We start from the raw sequence: 16,566 nt of genomic DNA on the forward strand, positions 1-16,566 counted from the left end.
CGACTCCGCCGATGGATGCTCCGCGGACGGCGCCTTCGTACACCCACCCCGCGCCGAACTCCCCGAAGGCGCCCAAGCCCCCGCGCCGCCCCCCGGCCCCGCCGGTGCAGTACGCGCTGCTCACGCCCGTGCAGGCGTTCTGGCGGGCGCTCCTCGCCCTCATCGCCGCGCTGGCGCTGTCCTTCGGCGCCTACCTCTTTCTCTTCAGCCACCTCCAGCACTTCGCCGCGCAGCAGCGCCTCGCCGACTCGTACCGCGTACAGCTCGCCGACGGCACCGCCCCGGTCAGCGAGGGCGACTTCGAGGACGTGCTGCTCGAGGACGGCGACCCGGTCGGCATCATCGACATCCCGCAGCTCGGCGTGCACGAGGTGATCTCCGAGGGCACGTCCGCGCCCGTCCTCGCCGGCGGTCCCGGCCACCTGCGCTCGACGGTGCTGCCCGGCCAGGCCGGCGTCAGCATCCTGATGGGCCGCGCCGCCGCCTACGGCGGCCCGTTCAGCCGCATCCAGGAGCTCGCCCCGGGGGACCGCTTCACGGTGCGCACCGGTCAGGGCGAGATCGAGTTCGAGACCATCGGCCTGCGCTACGCGGGCGACGCGACGCCGCCCGCGCCGGTGCGCGGGGAGAGCCGGCTCATCCTGCAGACCGCGCGCGGCATGCCGTACGCCCCGACGGGCATCGCGTACGTGGATGCCCGTTCCGTCGAGGACGCGCTACCCGCGGGCGCGCGGCAGACCACGACGCTGAGCCTGGCGCCGGAGGACAAGGCTCTCGCCACCGACACGACGACGGTGTGGGCCCTCGTGTTCGCGCTCCAGTTCCTGATCGTCGCCGAGATCGCGGCGGTCTGGGCGTTCCGCCGGATCGGCGCCCAGCGCACCTGGATCGTGTTCGTCCCCGTCCTGCTGATCGGCGGGCTCTTCGCCGCCGACCAGGTCGTCCGACTCCTGCCGAACCTGCTCTGACGCGACTCGCCTCCGAGCCACCACCCCCGCACCACGAGGAATCCCAGATCATGACCGAGTCGACCACCACCGCCTCCGAGGTGCTGCCCGAATCCCGCGCCCGCGGTCGGGGCGGCGTCCTGCCGAGCTTCGGCGCCCGCCGCCGCGCCGCCGCGGCGAGCATCCTCGAGCCGCAACCGCTCGCGAGCCTCGACGCCCGCAACATCTCCGCGTGGTTCGGCGAGCGCCAGGTGCTCGACCGTGTTTCGCTGACAATGCCCGCCGGCGTCATCACGTCGCTCATCGGACCATCCGGATGCGGTAAGTCGACGTTCCTGCGCATCCTCAACCGCATGCACGAGCTCGTGCCCTCCGCGTCGCTCGCGGGGGAGGTCCGGCTCGACGGCGAGGACATCTACGACGTCGGCCGACCGCTCACCGAGGCGCGCAAGCACATCGGCATGGTCTTCCAGAAACCCAACCCGTTCCCGGCCATGTCGATCTACGACAACGTCGTGTCGGGGCTCAAGCTCACGGGCACCCGCGTCGACCGGCAGACGAAGGACGAACTGGTCGAGTCGTGCCTGCGCCGCGCCGGTCTCTGGACCGAGGTCAAGGACCGTCTCCGCGCTCCGGGCGGCGGCCTCTCGGGCGGCCAGCAGCAGCGCCTCTGCATCGCCCGCTCGCTCGCCGTGAAGCCGCGCGTGCTCCTCATGGACGAGCCGTGCTCCGCCCTCGACCCGACCTCGACGCGCGTCATCGAGGAGACGATGCTCGAGCTCGTGCAGGAGGTGACGATCGTCATCGTGACCCACAACATGCAGCAGGCGCAGCGCGTCTCGCAGCAGTGCGCGTTCTTCCTCGCCGCGCACGGCACGCCTGGCGCGATCGTCGAGCACGGCGACACCGACGCGATGTTCGCCGACCCCCTCGACCCGCGCACCTTCGACTACGTCAACGGCCGCTTCGGCTGATCCGGGCCGCGACGAGTCCGAGCCGAGGATGTCCGTGCGGGCGGCCGCGCCTCAGGCCTCCCGCGCGAACCGCGGCCCCGAGTACCCGTCGCGCTCGACGTGCTCGCTCCACATGGATGCCGGTCGCACCCAGAGCCCCGAGGCCCCCGGCCGTCCGTCGGCGTCGATCGGCCGGTACACGACGTGCGGCTCCTCGGTCTCGCTGTGCCGGGCGACCCCGAGCACCTCGTAGCGGTTGCCCTTGAAGTGCCGGTACACGCCGGCCTCGATCCCCGTGCCTGCGGTATCCGCCGCGCCCGCGTCATCCATCACGCCCTCGACCCCACCACCCGCGCCGAACGGGCGCAAGTCGTCGCTTCGGAGCATTCGAAGCGGCGATCTGCGACCGTTCGGCGCGGAGCCCGGCTGACCGCGCTCAGGTCGCCGGTCTCAGACGATCGTCTCGACCCGCAGGAGCTCGGTGCGCGCAATGGCCCGCGCATGCACCTCGGCCAGCGCGAGCCGCGCGGGGTCCTGCATATAGGCGGCGAGCGCCGCGTCGTCGGGCATGCGGATGACCTGCACCTCGAGCGGCCCGTCCCCATCGTCGGTGCGGCGCACGCGGCTCACGACCCGCCCGCCGTGCTTCGGCACCAGGGCGAGCACGGCATCCTCGTACTCCGACAGCGCCCGCTCCTGACCTTCGGCCGCCCACAGCAGCACGCAGAGTTCCAACGTCACCGCCGCACCCTACCGCCGGCCGCCGTCCCCGCCCGAACGCGCCCGCGCCACGGGCCGGCAGCGTCGTCCCGCGGTAGCAAGAAAACCCCCGCACGTTAGGCGGCGGTTCCGGTGTCTGGCTCACCGCACCGATCCGGTGACCTTTCGATTTTCAGTGAGCCTGGGCGGTTTTCGCTCAATTCCTATGAGCGCGATATCGCGCTGATCAGGGATTCTTCGAAACGGTCACGTTGGTTTCAGATGGTTTTCGCGCATTTAATGGCACATTAATGGCACAGATCTCGTCCGTGACCGGCTGCGGGGGCCTTTGAGTTTGCTCTCGGTGGCGGCGTTCTGTGTTCGCTCGGCGTCGCTGAGAGCGCCTTGGTGAAGAGGAGGTTGGTCTCGTCGTAGTAGGCCTTCGTGACGCCGCGTTCCTGCATCCCGAGGCGCCGGCAGACGCGCTGCGAGGCAGCGTTGCGGGGGTCGGTGACGGCGATGGCGAGGAGGAGCCCCCGAGTGCTTGCGTCGGCCAGAACCGCCTGCGCCGCTTCGGTGGCGTAGCCGGCGCCCTGGGCGTTGGGATGGAGGTGCCAGCCGATCTCGACGGGGGCATCGCCACCGGTTCCTGTCGAGAGGGGGATGGGCTTGAGCAGGAGGTTTCCGACGAGATCCCCGGTGGCCTTGACGGTGACGGCCCAGATGCCGTGGACGTGGTGGTCGAGCGCGCGGCGACGGTGAATGGAAGCGATCGCTTCGGAGCGCTCGGTCATCGGCTTCGCGTGGGGGCCGAGGTAGCGAACCGTTTCCGGGCGAGATTCGAGGTCAAAGAGGAAGTCGGCATCCGTCTCCTCCCAGGGTCGAAGGCAGAGGCGATCGCTGACGATGGTGCGCACGCGCCCATTCTTCCGGCAGCTGCGGCCGGCGATCGCCGGGTCAGTCGACGGTGAGCGTGGCTGCGGCGCGGAGAGCGGCACGTCGGGCGGCGAGGATCCGCCGGAAGGGCGAGCCGGTCGCGTAGGTGTGGTTCAGCGGCGGGAGGAGCTCAGCAACGAGTTGGCGCTCGTGGGGACCGGGGTGCGGTTCGGGCACCCACGTGACCTGCAGGTTGGCGAGCACCCACGTGGTGAGGCGCGCCTCACCGGCGGCGGTCAGGGCGTACTTGCCGGCTCGGGGATGTCGGATCACCAGATCCTGCAGCTCGAGCTCGTCGACGAGCACGGCGGCGAGGCTGCGGCGGAGGCCGGATGCGCGGGTCGAGCGGAGGTGATTGCTCGCGGCGCGCTGCCCGAGGGTTTGTCGGTCGGCGATGCCGACGTAGAGCGGCAGGCGCTCGTCGACAGGCGGGAAATCGCGCGGGAACGGGAGGCTACCCCACCACGCGTAGACGCCGGTGCTGTCGATCTCGGCCAGCTCCGCGGCGCCGGTCGGCACGGACGCGAGGAGCTGGGTGCGGAGCGCGGTTGCGACCGCGGAGTCGACAGGCATGGATGGCAGCGTAGCGGCGCGCCGGCCGGGACTCGGATCTGCTCGGTGCCTCGGTCAGCACGGAAGTGTCGGCGACCTGACCGCCGGTGACGAAGAACGCCAGGCCTCAGGCTTCGCGGAGTGTGCGGAGCCCGGCGGCGAATGAGTCCTCGAAGCGCGCGAGCTGCGACTGCGGTACGTCGTTGCCGGTCGCGACGTCGCGCCACAGAGCGAGTGTGTCGGCCACGTCGGCGAGTACGGCCCGTGCTTCGGCTGGGGACAGCCGACAGGCGCGGGCGAGTTCGATCAGCCCGTCGGCTTCGTCGTCGGGGAGGTCGGCGCCGGCGATCGTGGTCTGGCGCAGTTCTGGGCCGGGGTTCGGGTTCACGTCGAAGGCCGGGCTCAGCGTCCAGCCTCCTCGGGCGCGGAGGAAGCCGTGGTTGCGGAGGTGGTCGTCGGTGTTGTTCAGTCCGACGCTGACGGCGACCCTGCGGAAGAGTTGGTGCGCGTCATCCGTCGCTCGAGCGCTGATCTCTGCGAGTCGTTCGGCGATGTCGACGTAGTCGGCGTGTTCGCCGTCGCGGTGCTCGAGCATCGTCATCGCGCTGACATAGCCGATGCGGTGGTCGTGCTCGTCACGGTCGAACCGGTCGAGCAAGAGCGCATGTCGGTGATCGACCCGTACGAGACGATGGTGCGCGACCCGGACACCGGCGGCGGCCGCGAGGTCGAGCGCCGTCGACTCCCAGGCCATGACGTCCCAAGCATCCTCGTGGTGCGGGAACTTCGCGATCAATTGACGGTCGTTCTCGTCGAGCACGGTCGCTTTCGGCCTGGCTCCGCCGAGCGAGCCGGTTCCCGCGGCGAGGAGCATCTTCACTGCTTCGAAGTCGTCATCGTCGTCGCTCGCTGCTGCGTCTGCCGCGCGCAGGAGCTCGGGCAGGCGGAGCAGTCGCGGTACATCGTGGCCGGGGTCGAGGAACGGGGCTGCCGGGTCGTCAATGGGCCGATATCTGATTGCGCCTTGGCGAGTAATGTCGCTGACGCCGGCGAGGTAGTCCGCGTCGTCGAAGTCGCGTGGTCGTCGTGATTCCTGGCGGGCGAGGGTGCGCTCGCGTTTCTTGATGAGGTTGCGTCCCCAGCGGTCGGGCGCCGAGTCTGCGAATGCCCCGGGCAATCCGGTCGTCTGCTGTGTGCCGGAGACCAGTGGGAGCGCGGGATCGAGCTGATACGCCTTCGTGCGCTCGAGGTACGCCCGGTCGTACTGGAAGGTTGTGGAGGTGAGGCTGCCACGGCTGCGATGGAACTGCGCGCGGCCGGCGAGCACGGTTGCTCCTTCGAGTTCGACGTGGACTTCGAGATCGTCGTAGAGCGTCATCGGATGCGCTTTCGCTCGAGCTGGCCCGCTCGGGCTCGGCCGAGGTCGGTGTCGAGCGGGTCCAGCGCGGCCGTCAGCGTGTCGAGGATGCCGAGGGCGCGGGCTACGCGAAGCACGACGTGGAAGCTCACGCTCGGATCGCCATGTTCGAGTTTCCGAAGGGTGGCCCGAGTGACGTCGGCCCGGTCCGCGACCTGGGCGGCGGTGAGGCCCAGAATCTTTCGCCAGCCGACGAAGTCCTGCCCGATCTCGCGGGCGGATCTGAGAATCACAGCGGGGAGCTCGGAAACCATGAGACCGTCCTCTCGTAACGGCGAACAGAGTAGCCAGTATATGGCGTAATGGTCACTAAAGATGCCCTTAATTCGGAGCTAGCGATGCAGGCCTGTGAAGTAGCCGTGCAATGTGCGACACGACCGGCGTGTGTTGTTGCGGCCGCTCGGCGCGGACCGCGAGCAGATCGCGCAGTCGGGTCTCGACATCGATGACGTGCACGCTCGTCAAGTGCGCGACGTGCTCGGGATGCGGCACGTCGGGCGGCAGCACTGACAGGCAGTTCGCCCTGGCCAGGTGCGTGGCGAGAATGGTGAGCTCGCGCAGCGGCGTCGGATCGGCACGCACGCCGGCCTCGGTGACGAGGTGCGACACGTGCTCCTGGATGTCGTGCACCGTCCACGTCGACGTGGCGGCCGCGCAGCGATCGAGCGCGCGGGACGCGACGTCCTGCACGCTCAGCTCATCGAGCGCGACGGCCCGTTGAGTCGGCATCCTTTCGAGATCAGGTCGATAGCCGAATGCCTCGAGCTCGCGTCGCCACGCTTCATCGCTGCCGAGCTGGGTCGGCTTCTTGTGCGGTCGCTCGTGATCCCATGCCATCGCGGTCAGTCGCGACGTCGCGGCGGGCCCGGGTTCCTGGTCCGGATGCTCCGCACGTCAGTTCTTCTCGAAGCGTGCCAGGTTGCGCGCAACCTGCTCGGCACGCTTGCTCATCGCCGCGTTGAACGGCTGCAGTTCGGTGACCTCGGCTGTCACCGGATCGAGCGTGAGACCATGCGCGTCGAGCGCGGCCGCGAGGTTCGGGTGCGCCGCGATCACGGCTGTGCCGAGCGTGCGGTTCGCGCCTTGCTGCCGAAACAGTGCCGCGGTGTCGAGACCGCGCCACGCGGCATCCGCCCACACGCGTGTGCCGATCTGGAAGTGGATGTGCCGGTGCGGGTCGCCGGCCCGCGACGTCTTGTGCGAGACCGCGACCGTCTCGAGTTGCTCGACCGGTACCACGCGCTGCGCGCCGCGCGGGCCAACGGTCGTGACCGAGTGCTGGCCGAGCCAGATCCGGACCTCGGCGACCGCGTCGCGCTGCGCCGCATCGAGGGCATCGGATACCTCGAGGTGAAGCGCCGCGGCGATCGACAGCGATTTCGGCGCGTTCACCACCATCTCGGCGATCCGCGGCGATCCGCGGCGATCCGCGGCGATCCGCGGCGGGCGTCGCCGGCGTCGCGGGGCGTGCCCATCGACTCGCCGGTGAGCGGGTTGATCCAGTCGACCCACTGGGCGTACTGGTCGGTGGTGAGGGCGCCCTCGCCGATCAGGTCGCCGTTGCCGTCGACGACGGAGAACTCGGCGAGTGCCGTGCCGCCTTCGAGGTAATAGTCGTCAGCGCGGGAGCGATCGGACTCGAGGTATCGGCGCGCGTCGGCCCCAGAACCTCGGTACAGGATCACTCCACCACGCATCGCCTTCCTCCGGGCTAGCTCAGGTTCTTGCAACTACCTACGGCAGCATACGTCCATTCGTGAAGCCAGGAGGGTTGACGGGAGTTATTGGACCGGTAGCCACGTTGGGAGATGACGGTGGGCCTTGATGGAATGGCGCTTCGTCACCCCGCTTCTCGGAACGGGTTACGATGCCCGTTCAGCTGGCGATGACCACTTGCGAAGCATCACTAGAGTTTCGTAGACAGGTCGGGCATGAGAGGCGATGGATGTACAGCTTGCAGGTTGGCTTGAATGACGGATCGGTCCCTGCCGGAAGGTTGTTCGAATACACGGATGATGCCCTTCGGAGTACGCTCCTAGCCGACTTCAATGCACTGCAAGGGCTGCCCGTGCTCGCGATGCCGGAAGTCGGCGACGACAGGTTCGAGCAGGTTGCGTACATTGGTACGGCTATTTCGGTCAGGCAGGATGGGCGAGGACACCGATTTACGTTCGTACGTAATCCGAGGTTCCTTCCGATCTCGCTTGCTGTGATTGAAGAACTTGCGGGAGAACTCGCCATCGGAGACTGGGAGCTCCGCCGTACGCACTGGGCGGTCAAGAATGTGGACCTGTTTGAGGTGCTCCTCTCCCACCAGCCGAGCGCCAAGGAACCGTCCATAGACGACCCTTCCGCCCCAGTCCAGTTTCCGATCACCACCACACGCGATCCCAAGCTCGTAGGGGTCATGATGCCCTTCGACGCCAGCTTCGACATCGTCTACGAAACGATCCAAGAGGCCGTGGCCGATGCTGGCCTTGCGTGCGTGCGGGCCGACAACATTTGGGAGCACCAGCACGTCATGGGCGATGTCTTGTCGATCCTGTGGCGATCTCAGATCGTCATAGCCGACCTGACCGGGAAGAATGCAAACGTATTCTACGAGGCCGGGCTCGCCCATGCCCTACCTCGGCCCACAATTCTCTTAACGCAGGACCCCGCCGATGTGCCATTCGACCTGCAGGCGATTCGCTACCTTCGGTACGGCTTGGGCACCGCCGACCGTGCGATGTTGCGGAAGCAACTAACCGAACGTCTGACTGTTCTCGCCAAACAAGCGTCTGCGTAATCGTTAGCGAGGGCTGCTGCACGGATAGGTCACGTTGTCACCTACGCATGCAGCAGGCCTATGCGTTCGCGTGTGGCTGGCCACCGTAGCCGAAGACTTGGGCAGCCGAGGTCACGCGCCGAAGTACTCTGGAAACTGTCGACTTAGTTCGAGTACCGACTGGAGTTCTCCCAGGTCGTCCAATTCGCTAGAGAGGACTTTCACCTGTGCGCGTGCCTGGCCCTTTCCGACTTTGCCCATCTCTGCTCGCATGATCCATACCTGAACCGCCAATGCGAGGTTGGCCGCGTCGCGACGATCCTTGAGCGCAACCGATATTGCATCGTGAGCTGCTTCAACATCACCTTGGAGCAGCCGGATCTTGGCTTGAACATTCTGTGACACGCCAGCGGGAACCCCGGGTGAAACCGTTGCCGCATCGAGCTCGCGCTGCGCCTCATCCAGACTCCCGGCATCGGCGTGCATGCTTGCCAGCGACAAACGTGATTGAAAGTGATTCGGGTCGAGCGCGCCACTCCGTGTGAACTGTTCGATTGCGAGCTTGTGATTACCGCGTCGCTGAGCAATTCTCCCCAACCGGTGTCGATAGTTGGCGTTTGTGGGCTCACGTTCCACGGCTCGAGTGATAATCAGTTCGGCTTCTTCGAGGTCCCCAAGCTTCTCGAGGGACTCGGCGTACAAGTCCAACGTCCAGGGTGTGTCGCCACCTTGATCGATGGCTGTGCGCGCAGCGGCTGCTGCGCCGCTCCAATTTCCGGCTCGCATCCGCGCCTGGGCGATATCCGACCAGAGTTGGGCCGGCCGGTGGCGATGAGGAATTGCGCGCTGATAGAACTCGATAGCGCCGTCCCAATCGCGCTCGATGTACGCTACGCGCCCGCGGTCCCTCAGGACGGCGGCATCTTGAGAGTAACGCGCCACGAGTCGATCACCCAGCGCTCTCGCCTCGTCAACCTGCCCGAGGTATGCGAGCGTCTTGACTTTCAGCTGTAGCGCCTCCTTGTCGACTTCTTCGACCCCGGTGATGGCCTCGTCGATAAAAGGGAGGGCTTCTGCGTAGCGCTTCTCGTGGTAAAGCTCGGTTGCTGTCTGCAGCAGCGTCCCAGTGAGACCGCGCCGCAGCTCCCTAGCTTCATCGAATCGCCCTGCGAGGCCGAGCACCTTTACAGCCGCCAACAGTGTCGGTGCGTACTGTGCGTCACCGGGCTCGAGCGAAGCAACCACTGAACTCATTACGTTAGCCACGCGTGACGTTCGCTCCTGATGATCATCACGCGCTCGGAAGGACCTGAAGAAGTAATCGCGGACTAGCGGGTGCAGCGAAAGGTGGCCGTTTGGGTCATACATGACGAGCGCGTAGTGGCTGGCTTCCGCGATCGCCTCTCGGAGTTCCTCCGGGTCGATTTCGAGCAGGTCGGCGATGTTTTGGCCGCTGAGCGGACCGTCTGCTAGGGCGAGTATCTCAAGCAGTTGCCATGTGTTCGGGGCGATAGCGGCAGGATCGACCAAGTCGGTGGCGATTGCATGGCGCTGCTCGATTAATGCAGTTGGTGACATCGGTAGGCGCGGTGCGATGACCTCAAGCGCCAGCGGGTGGCCGTCTAGTTGCTTCGCTACCTCGGCCAGTGTCGGCTCTTCACCGATGGCATCGAGATTTCGCAGCAATACAACCGCGTGTGCGGGTCGGAGCCCGTCGATGAAGATCGAATCAACATGACGCTGTGCGGGATCGAGTCGAGGGCGGCGTCTTGAGGTGAACAACAGGAGCTTGCTATATCCATCACGGCTTAGAGAGTCATCGATGATAGGGCGCAGTATTCGACCAAGGTGGCCCTCTTCCGTAAGCAAGTGCTCCGCTCCTTCGAAAACCCAGATGCCGCCGCTGTTCGCGAAGTCCCGGATGCGCTCGAGAGTGTTGCTCATTACGCTCTCGAACTCGGCACCTTCGGGCGCTGCGGGTACACCAAGGGCACTGGCTACTAGAAGGTTGAGCTCGCTCTCAGCAGTCCCGGGTCCGAGCGCGACCGTGTGGCTTGCGTTTGTGCCGACGGTAAGTCGGAGTAGTGACTCGCGCGCAAGGCTTCGCTTTCCAATTCCGGGGAGCCCGCAAACGAATAGGGCCCTGATTCTCTCGCTGTAGAGCGCCTCTTCGATCTGTTCGATCTCTTTGTTCCGATTGAGGAAGGTTCTGCGCGCTCGCGGAGCTGGAGCACCACGAACGAGCGACGCCGCTATCGTGCTGGCGTCGTTCGCTCCGCGTGCTTGCAAGAAGGGGCGAAGGTAGAGTGGGACGGGTGTCTCATCGAGTCGGATTACCCGTATAGCGATCGCGCTATCCTCCATCCAGCGAATGAACGCCATGTGGAGTTCGAACTGGACCCATCGAGATTGAGCGGAGGCCGCGCTCCACAAGAGGGCGAAATCGGTGGCGTTTTCGATGCCGCTGCTGATCTGCTCCAGGAGTAGATCACCAACGTCGATCTCGTGGAGGTCGACCCAGGCGTCGTCGTCAAGGTGACTCTTCAGCTCGAGAGCCAACGCCTTGTCGGCCGACGAATGTGAGACAAAGAAGCGCTTCAGTTCTACCCACCCCTGTTCGACGCCGCCCGCGATCGTCGAACGGACGATCGTCAACCATTCAAGGGTGACAGTAACGCATCAGGCAGACAGGTGCGTAGCTGCCCGTCCTAAGCCTCGTTGTCCTGCTCAAGCGGGCCGGTTCCGCCAGCGGCTATCGATCCTTCAATCACGCGGTCACGCTCCGAGCCCTGAGCGTCCTAACTCCCACCCACGTCCTCGTTGACTTCTCCACGAGAAGCGAGCCACATGGTGTGCTCGCGGCTAATGGCTTCCTCCGCATCGGCGACTGATTCTGCCCAGGTCGCCGCAGTCGCCGACCGAACCGAAACCATCTGCTTCTCTAGTTCGGCGGCCGTCAGCGAGTATGCGGCTCTGAGGGTGGAGTGCTGCTTCACCGCGAGCCAGGCAGCGCCCGCGGCGATCACCGCTGAGAGTACGCCTGCGGCATCGATGTTCCATCCTCCGAACACCCGCCCGGCAGCGAGTGTCACGGCCACAATTTCCGCCGCGATGAGTGACACTCTCCACACGGTTGCCCGGCCCTGGTTGTACTTCGCTTTATCCGTGTACCAGTCCCGTTGCTTCTCCGTTCTATCGCGGAGATACGCGGTGCGTCGTATATCCAAGGATGATTCACGAAGAGCAGACATTGCTTGTGTCGGCGCACTGGCGTCACCTTTCGGCAATGGCACTGCGTCACTAACTTGCCGCGCCACCTGGGCGATACGATGACGGAATAGTGCGTCCGCGTCGGTGTCCGACAGACTAAGGAAAAAGGGATCAGCGCCGACGGCGAATCGCCAACTCAGAGTCTTCGCGGATTCCGCACCTGCGCGAGCCTGATACCAATGTCTTTCTGGCGTTGCCAATGCCAGGTAGAGCTCAGCCACGAGTGCAACTGTGAAGCCGACGAGAGCAATCCATGCCCATACGTCGATGGTCCACAGCGTAAGTGTGAATGCACCGCCAACCGCCGCTGCGACTGCGCCTATTAGGCGGCATCGTGTGGCACTCAACGTTGCGCGTTGCGCTCTAACTGAGGTGGCGTCCGCTTCGTGAAAGAAATTGGGAAGGTCCGTGTCGGGCAGCCCGCTCATCTCAGGCCGACCGATTGCGTGATGAAAGGGGCCGGGAATTGTCGACTGAAAGCGTGTGGGTAGATCGCCGCATGTACGCTTCCTCGATCATCTGCGCGAGCGCTGCCGCTGACTGTGGATACTTCATCCACCGTGCGTAGCCCTTGTCTCCGTCGAGGTTGTCGTTGATTCGGTCGGGTACCCGCTTGCCGGCGTAGTCCGCGGCCGATGGAAGCGTGATCGCGAGCAGTCCGTTGCGGCTGCTCGTAGAGGTGTTTCGGAGTGACGCAGCGATCTCCCAGTCCACGAATCGCCTAGTCCATGTGTGGCGACCGACAAGGACGAGGGTCACGGTGCTGTCTCGAAGGTAGAGCGTTCTGATCCGCTGTTTGATGTAGTCGGCATCGGTGCTGTCTATCACGTCGCCGGCCATCGAAGCACCGATCCCTCGAGAAATCAGGATGTCGTGGTCGTGATCGAAGTGATCGATGAACGAGCACACCTCTGCTTCGTCGTCATGGTGATAGGAGATGAATGTCTTGTGGCGCGTGTACGGAAGGATAAGGCTCGGCATGGGGTCCGTTTCGTATTGGCGTTGACTGCCACCAACGTATCGGTTACGACCTTCTAAACACGCCGAACTGGTCCGAACCTCGGATTGGGCGAGGTGCGGCGGATTTGCTGTCCAGCCGGGCGACTCGCGTTGACTGCCGGGGCCGGGCGCGCGTGCAACGCGTGGGCTTGGCAACCCGTGGACGGTGCACGGGGCAGAAGTCTAGGTGGTCCCATTCAATCTCGTATGCCACGCCAAAGAAGTGCTTCAAGACCGTGCCATTCGCCGAGCTGGTTGCGATCTCGCGAGAGAATGTGAGACGGCGCAGGCAGAAGCTACCCAGCTCGGCCCCGCCGGCCCGGCGGCAGCAGCCCGCGCTCGCGCGCCTTCGTGACCCATCCCTGAGCGGTGGAGAGCGCGACGCTGTTGATCTCCGCCATCGTCGCGCTCGGGTTCGCGTCGCCTTGCTGCGTCAGCCGGCCGTGCTGCAGTGCGACCAGCTCGTAGAAGTCGGGCACCTTCTTCGGGTCGCCGAGGGGCTTGAGCAGGTCGCGTTCGCTGACCTTGCGGCCTGAGGGGAGCACGATCTTGCCGCCGGTGATCGTCTCGGTGCGCTTCATCGCGAAGAGGCGCTTGTTGATCGCGGCCTCGATGCGGGCGGTCGGCAGCTCGCGGAGGAGCTGGCTCGTGATCGGATCGCCCGGGCGCCACGGGAGGTAGATGACGCCGGTGATGCGGATCTCCTCGGGCACAGCCAGGAGCTGTCGCTGTAGTCGGATCATCACGCGGGTGTGGGTGGCCTCGTGCTCGAGGTAGCGCCAGCGGCCGTCGATCGTCTCGTTCTGGTCGGACTCCTGCTGGCCGTGAATCTGGTCGTCGGTGCCGGCATGGTCGTTGTATCCGAGGAGCTCGTCGATCTGGGCGCTCGCGTCGTCGCTCCGCTCGCCGGGGAAGCGGTTCGGCAGGCACCACCCGTCGGGGAGGTCGGTCGCGTCGAGCAGTCCGTCGTGCGACTGGTTCGCCCATGGGGACGGTTCGGGAAGGCCCATGGGTCGAGTCTAGGCGCAGAACTCAGATACTTGCCGAAATCTGCGTCATGATGCTATTCTCAGATACTTGCAAATAGCCGCGCGTGGCTCGGCATGCACGAGAGATGCCAGCCGGCGGCCGATGGGTCGAGGGGGAGCGTCATGGTCGACACCGCTTGGAGAGTCGAGTATCTGAGTCGAGTCGAGGCGGCCGAGCGGTGTCGCATCCCGGTTTCGAGTTTCGACAAGCTGCGCCACGACGGGCTCATCCCTGAGCCGGACGCACGCATGGGCAAGCACCTGCTCTGGAGCGCCGACACCATCGACGAGCTGCTCGCCCGGGGTGGAACGGAACACTGATGGCTGGGCGGCCGACGAAGGACACCCCGTCGCGGGTCGATCCGCGCACGGGTCGGCCGCTGCCCGAAGGCATCCGGTGGCGCGCCGATCGCCAGCGCTACCAGATCCGTGTTGTCGGGCCGAGCGTCGAAGGCGGCGCAGCCGAGCGATCCCGCACCTTCCTCACCCTCGCCGAGGCCAAGCGCGAACTCGCCAAGATGGTCGCCGGCCGAAACCCGAACGGGTCGATGACGCTCGACCAGTGGTACGACAAGTACTGGCCCGCGATCGAATCGTCCATCCGCCCGGCGACGGCCCGCAGCTACGGCGTCGCCTGGCGGCTCCGTGTAAAGCCGAGCCTCGGCCGGCATCGACTCGACGAGATCACCGCGCCGATGATCGAGTCGGCGATGGTCGCGTGGTCGGGCGGGGCATCCGCCAAGAACGACGCGCTCGCAGTGCTCTCCCGCCTGCTCGACGGCGCCCGCCGCTCGCGGTTCATCGACTACAACCCGGCCCGCGAGGTGAAACGGCCGAGCATGCGGGAGTCGATCTCGCCGGTGTCGCGGGCGCTCAGGCTCGAGCAGATCAGCACGCTGCTCGACCTCATTCCCGATGGCGCCTACCGCCGCTACTTCGCCGCCCACGACTACACGGGCATGCGCGGGAGAGGCGACTGCGCTGCGCGTTGGCGACGTCGACTTCGGGCGCGGCGTCATCCGCGTCAGCCGCTCGTTGAGCCCGGGCATGCGCGGCGAGCTCATCGAGCAGTCGCCCAAGAGGCACAAGTCGCGGATGTCCCGCTGATCGACGCGCTGCGTCCGTATGCCGAAGCGGCGGCACGAGGCAAGCGGGGGAGCGACGTGCTCTTCGACGGACCAGACGGCGGGCGCCTCACGAATCACAACGTACGTCGCGCGGTGAACTGGCAGGAGCTGCGCGAGGCGATCGGTCGACCCGACCTGGGCATCCACGACCTTCAGCGCAGAACCGGAAATGTCACAACGCCGAACCAGGCGAAGCCTTAATGGCACATTAATGGCACAGCCTCACCGGCGCCCTCGCGGAATCACCCGCTGAAACAAGAAAACCCCCGGCAAGCCGGGGGTTTTGCTGGTGGCTCCGACGGGCGTCGATCCCGTGACCTCACGATTTTCAGTCGTGCGCTCTACCAACTGAGCTACAGAGCCGTGGGCAACTCGTGCCCGATATGGAGAAGGCCCCATCCTGGTGGGGAAAGGGCCTGTCGCCAGAGCGACCCTGACGGGACTTGAACCCGCGACCTCCGCCGTGACAGGGCGGCACGCTAACCAACTGCGCTACAGGGCCTCGTAAGAGGTATTCAATTATATGGCATCGCCGTGACCCCAACGGGATTCGAACCCGTGCTGCCGCCGTGAAAGGGCGGTGTCCTAGGCCGCTAAACGATGGGGCCGGGCTGCCGTCTCCGGCGTGCCTGCCGAGAAGCAAGCATACGTGGTGTTCGCCGAGATTCCAAAACGAGGCCGCCGATCGCCCGAGATCCGCGTGATTCCGCGGGAGTTCGGCGCGCGGCGTCCGTGCATCCCGGGCGTGTCCCGAGGTTCCGGATACCGGCGGGCCACGCGCCACGCCGGGCGATGTGCCCCGACGCCGCGCTCGCGGATGGTTACGTAGGCCGGGCCCGGGGGCGGAGTTCGGTCCGGCCGCGGGGTGAGACACATGCAGCGAGACGACCGGGTTGAGAACGCGGCCGCCGGGACCCCGGCGTCCGCCGTGCGGCGTGCCCGCGGCGAAGTCGTCGACCGGCGCCTCCGCATCGCGCACCGCGTGGTCGTCGCGATCGTCGCCCTGTCGGTGGCGTTGGCGACGCCGCTCATCGCACCGGCAGAGCCGCCGAACGCCGCCGATGCCGCCGAGGGGACGGCGGTGCGCACGGCGTACGACCCGAACGACTACCCCTCGTGGGCCGACGTGCAGGCCGCGAAGGCGAACACCACGGCCGCGCAGCAGCAGGTGACGGCGATCACCGCGCTCATCGCCAAGCTCGCGACCGATGTCGAGGCCGCCCAGGAGTTCGCCGCGCAGAAGATGGACGAGTACGTCGCCGCGCAGGAGGCGTACGAGGAAGCGGTGCGCCGCGCCGACGCGCTCCGCGCGCAGGCCGATGAGGCGTCCGCGACCGCCGATACGGCGGAGCGCAACGCCGGCCAGGTCGCGGCGCAGCTCTACCGCTCGGGCGGCAGCGACATCGGCATCGAGGCGATCGTGGCCGAGGCGGGCGACGACGCCGAAGAGCTGCTCAGTCGGCTCGGCAGCATGGAGAAGATGATCGAGCGCACCTCGGCCGTCTACGACGCCGCCGCGGAGCAGCGCAACAACGCGGCCTCCCTCGCCGGCCAGGCCGATGTCGCCGAGGGCGAGCGGGAGCAGCTCCGCGCCGCGGCGGAGGAGGCCTGGAACGCAGCGGTCGAGGCGCAGGCGGCGGCAGAGGCGGCGCTCGCAGCATCCGAGGCTCAGAAGATCACCCTCGAGGCGCAGGTCGCCTTCCTCCAGGACGCGCAGGCGAAGACGACGGCGGCCTACGAAGAAGGCGAGCGCAAGCGCAAAGAGGAAGAGGAACGCAAGCGCCGCGAGGAGGAGGCCCGTCAGCGCGCGGCGGCTGCAGCGGCGGCCGCGGCTGCGGCGGCGGCCGCAGCGGCCAACGGCGGCGGCAGCG

At 66.4% G+C, this 16,566-nt stretch carries 19 protein-coding genes and 3 tRNA genes; 6 read left to right on the top strand and 16 right to left on the bottom strand.

Features of this window, described 5'->3' with window-relative positions:
* The first annotated feature begins 11 nt into the window (after window positions 1-11).
* Window positions 12-968 (top strand): sortase, encoded by a 957-nt coding sequence (locus GB864_RS04895; protein WP_160423230.1) that lies wholly within the window; start codon window positions 12-14, stop codon window positions 966-968.
* Between the two features lie 50 nt (window positions 969-1,018).
* Window positions 1,019-1,921, top strand: a complete 903-nt coding sequence (locus GB864_RS04900) for a phosphate ABC transporter ATP-binding protein (RefSeq protein ID WP_160423231.1) — start codon at window positions 1,019-1,021, stop codon at window positions 1,919-1,921.
* Between the two features lie 51 nt (window positions 1,922-1,972).
* Here the strand turns inward: GB864_RS04900 and GB864_RS04905 are convergent, their stop codons facing one another.
* The 9 genes from GB864_RS04905 to GB864_RS18405 all read right to left on the bottom strand — a co-directional run bounded on the left by GB864_RS04905 (window position 1,973) and on the right by GB864_RS18405 (window position 7,189).
* Window positions 1,973-2,230 carry a DUF1653 domain-containing protein gene (locus tag GB864_RS04905; RefSeq protein WP_160423232.1) on the bottom strand — a complete coding sequence of 86 codons (258 nt, stop codon included), beginning with the start codon at window positions 2,228-2,230 and terminating at the stop codon, window positions 1,973-1,975.
* Between the two features lie 120 nt (window positions 2,231-2,350).
* Complete coding sequence (locus GB864_RS04910) at window positions 2,351-2,641, bottom strand: DUF1330 domain-containing protein (RefSeq protein WP_160423233.1); 291 nt, start codon at window positions 2,639-2,641, stop codon at window positions 2,351-2,353.
* A 266-nt stretch (window positions 2,642-2,907) separates the two neighbouring features.
* A complete protein-coding gene (locus GB864_RS04915; RefSeq protein WP_160423234.1) occupies window positions 2,908-3,516 on the bottom strand; it encodes a GNAT family N-acetyltransferase in 609 nt (202 codons plus the stop codon).
* A gap of 40 nt (window positions 3,517-3,556) precedes the next feature.
* The gene (locus GB864_RS04920) at window positions 3,557-4,108 is read right to left on the bottom strand and encodes a GIY-YIG nuclease family protein (RefSeq protein ID WP_160423235.1); all 552 of its coding nucleotides are present in this window, start codon (window positions 4,106-4,108) and stop codon (window positions 3,557-3,559) included.
* A gap of 106 nt (window positions 4,109-4,214) precedes the next feature.
* Window positions 4,215-5,465 (bottom strand): type II toxin-antitoxin system HipA family toxin, encoded by a 1,251-nt coding sequence (locus tag GB864_RS04925; RefSeq protein WP_160423236.1) that lies wholly within the window; start codon window positions 5,463-5,465, stop codon window positions 4,215-4,217.
* Window positions 5,462-5,758, bottom strand: coding sequence for a helix-turn-helix domain-containing protein (locus tag GB864_RS04930; protein WP_160423237.1), 297 nt, complete (start codon window positions 5,756-5,758; stop codon window positions 5,462-5,464). Before GB864_RS04930 ends, GB864_RS04925 begins: the two co-directional genes overlap by 4 nt.
* Window positions 5,759-5,825: 67 nt before the next feature.
* A complete protein-coding gene (locus tag GB864_RS18395) occupies window positions 5,826-6,341 on the bottom strand; it encodes a hypothetical protein (protein ID WP_236778891.1) in 516 nt (171 codons plus the stop codon).
* Between the two features lie 57 nt (window positions 6,342-6,398).
* On the bottom strand, window positions 6,399-6,902 hold the full coding sequence (locus GB864_RS18400) for a relaxase domain-containing protein (protein WP_236778892.1): 504 nt from the start codon (window positions 6,900-6,902) through the stop codon (window positions 6,399-6,401).
* The gene (locus GB864_RS18405; RefSeq protein WP_236778893.1) at window positions 6,893-7,189 is read right to left on the bottom strand and encodes a relaxase domain-containing protein; all 297 of its coding nucleotides are present in this window, start codon (window positions 7,187-7,189) and stop codon (window positions 6,893-6,895) included. Before GB864_RS18405 ends, GB864_RS18400 begins: the two co-directional genes overlap by 10 nt.
* 260 nt (window positions 7,190-7,449) lie before the next feature.
* Between GB864_RS18405 and GB864_RS04940 the strand changes: the two genes are divergently transcribed.
* Window positions 7,450-8,292: a hypothetical protein gene (locus tag GB864_RS04940; protein WP_160423238.1), complete on the top strand. Its 843-nt coding sequence runs from the start codon at window positions 7,450-7,452 to the stop codon at window positions 8,290-8,292.
* A gap of 111 nt (window positions 8,293-8,403) precedes the next feature.
* On the opposite strand, the gene GB864_RS04945 is transcribed toward GB864_RS04940, so the two are convergent.
* The 4 genes from GB864_RS04945 to GB864_RS04960 form a co-directional block, all read right to left on the bottom strand.
* Entirely contained in the window at window positions 8,404-10,926 is a 2,523-nt protein-coding gene (locus tag GB864_RS04945; protein ID WP_160423239.1) for a toll/interleukin-1 receptor domain-containing protein, read from the bottom strand.
* Window positions 10,927-11,069: 143 nt separating this feature from the next.
* Window positions 11,070-11,969 (bottom strand): DUF4231 domain-containing protein, encoded by a 900-nt coding sequence (locus GB864_RS04950; RefSeq protein WP_160423240.1) that lies wholly within the window; start codon window positions 11,967-11,969, stop codon window positions 11,070-11,072.
* A 1-nt stretch (window position 11,970) separates the two neighbouring features.
* Window positions 11,971-12,522, bottom strand: a complete 552-nt coding sequence (locus tag GB864_RS04955) for a TIR domain-containing protein (protein ID WP_160423241.1) — start codon at window positions 12,520-12,522, stop codon at window positions 11,971-11,973.
* A gap of 314 nt (window positions 12,523-12,836) precedes the next feature.
* Window positions 12,837-13,550 (bottom strand): hypothetical protein, encoded by a 714-nt coding sequence (locus GB864_RS04960; RefSeq protein ID WP_160423242.1) that lies wholly within the window; start codon window positions 13,548-13,550, stop codon window positions 12,837-12,839.
* Window positions 13,551-13,691: 141 nt separating this feature from the next.
* Here GB864_RS04960 and GB864_RS04965 point away from each other — a divergent pair, with 141 nt between their 5' ends.
* Together GB864_RS04965 and GB864_RS04970 are read left to right on the top strand one after the other, a co-directional pair.
* Window positions 13,692-13,889, top strand: coding sequence for a helix-turn-helix domain-containing protein (locus GB864_RS04965; RefSeq protein WP_136710117.1), 198 nt, complete (start codon window positions 13,692-13,694; stop codon window positions 13,887-13,889).
* A gap of 227 nt (window positions 13,890-14,116) precedes the next feature.
* Window positions 14,117-14,896 carry a tyrosine-type recombinase/integrase gene (locus GB864_RS04970; RefSeq protein WP_160423243.1) on the top strand — a complete coding sequence of 260 codons (780 nt, stop codon included), beginning with the start codon at window positions 14,117-14,119 and terminating at the stop codon, window positions 14,894-14,896.
* An 86-nt stretch (window positions 14,897-14,982) separates the two neighbouring features.
* On the opposite strand, the gene GB864_RS04975 is transcribed toward GB864_RS04970, so the two are convergent.
* From GB864_RS04975 to GB864_RS04985, 3 genes are all read right to left on the bottom strand, one after another.
* Window positions 14,983-15,058: transfer RNA gene (locus GB864_RS04975), tRNA-Phe, on the bottom strand.
* A gap of 65 nt (window positions 15,059-15,123) precedes the next feature.
* Window positions 15,124-15,197: transfer RNA gene (locus GB864_RS04980), tRNA-Asp, on the bottom strand.
* 33 nt (window positions 15,198-15,230) lie between these two features.
* Window positions 15,231-15,303 (bottom strand) — tRNA-Glu (locus tag GB864_RS04985).
* Window positions 15,304-15,569: 266 nt separating this feature from the next.
* On the opposite strand from GB864_RS04985, the gene GB864_RS04990 reads away from it, so the two are divergent.
* A partial coding sequence (locus GB864_RS04990; RefSeq protein WP_473808261.1) for a coiled-coil domain-containing protein occupies window positions 15,570-16,566 on the top strand: 997 nt, incomplete at its 3' end.

The sequence above is a fragment of the Agromyces seonyuensis genome, assembly GCF_009789225.1.
GTDB lineage: Bacteria > Actinomycetota > Actinomycetes > Actinomycetales > Microbacteriaceae > Agromyces > Agromyces seonyuensis.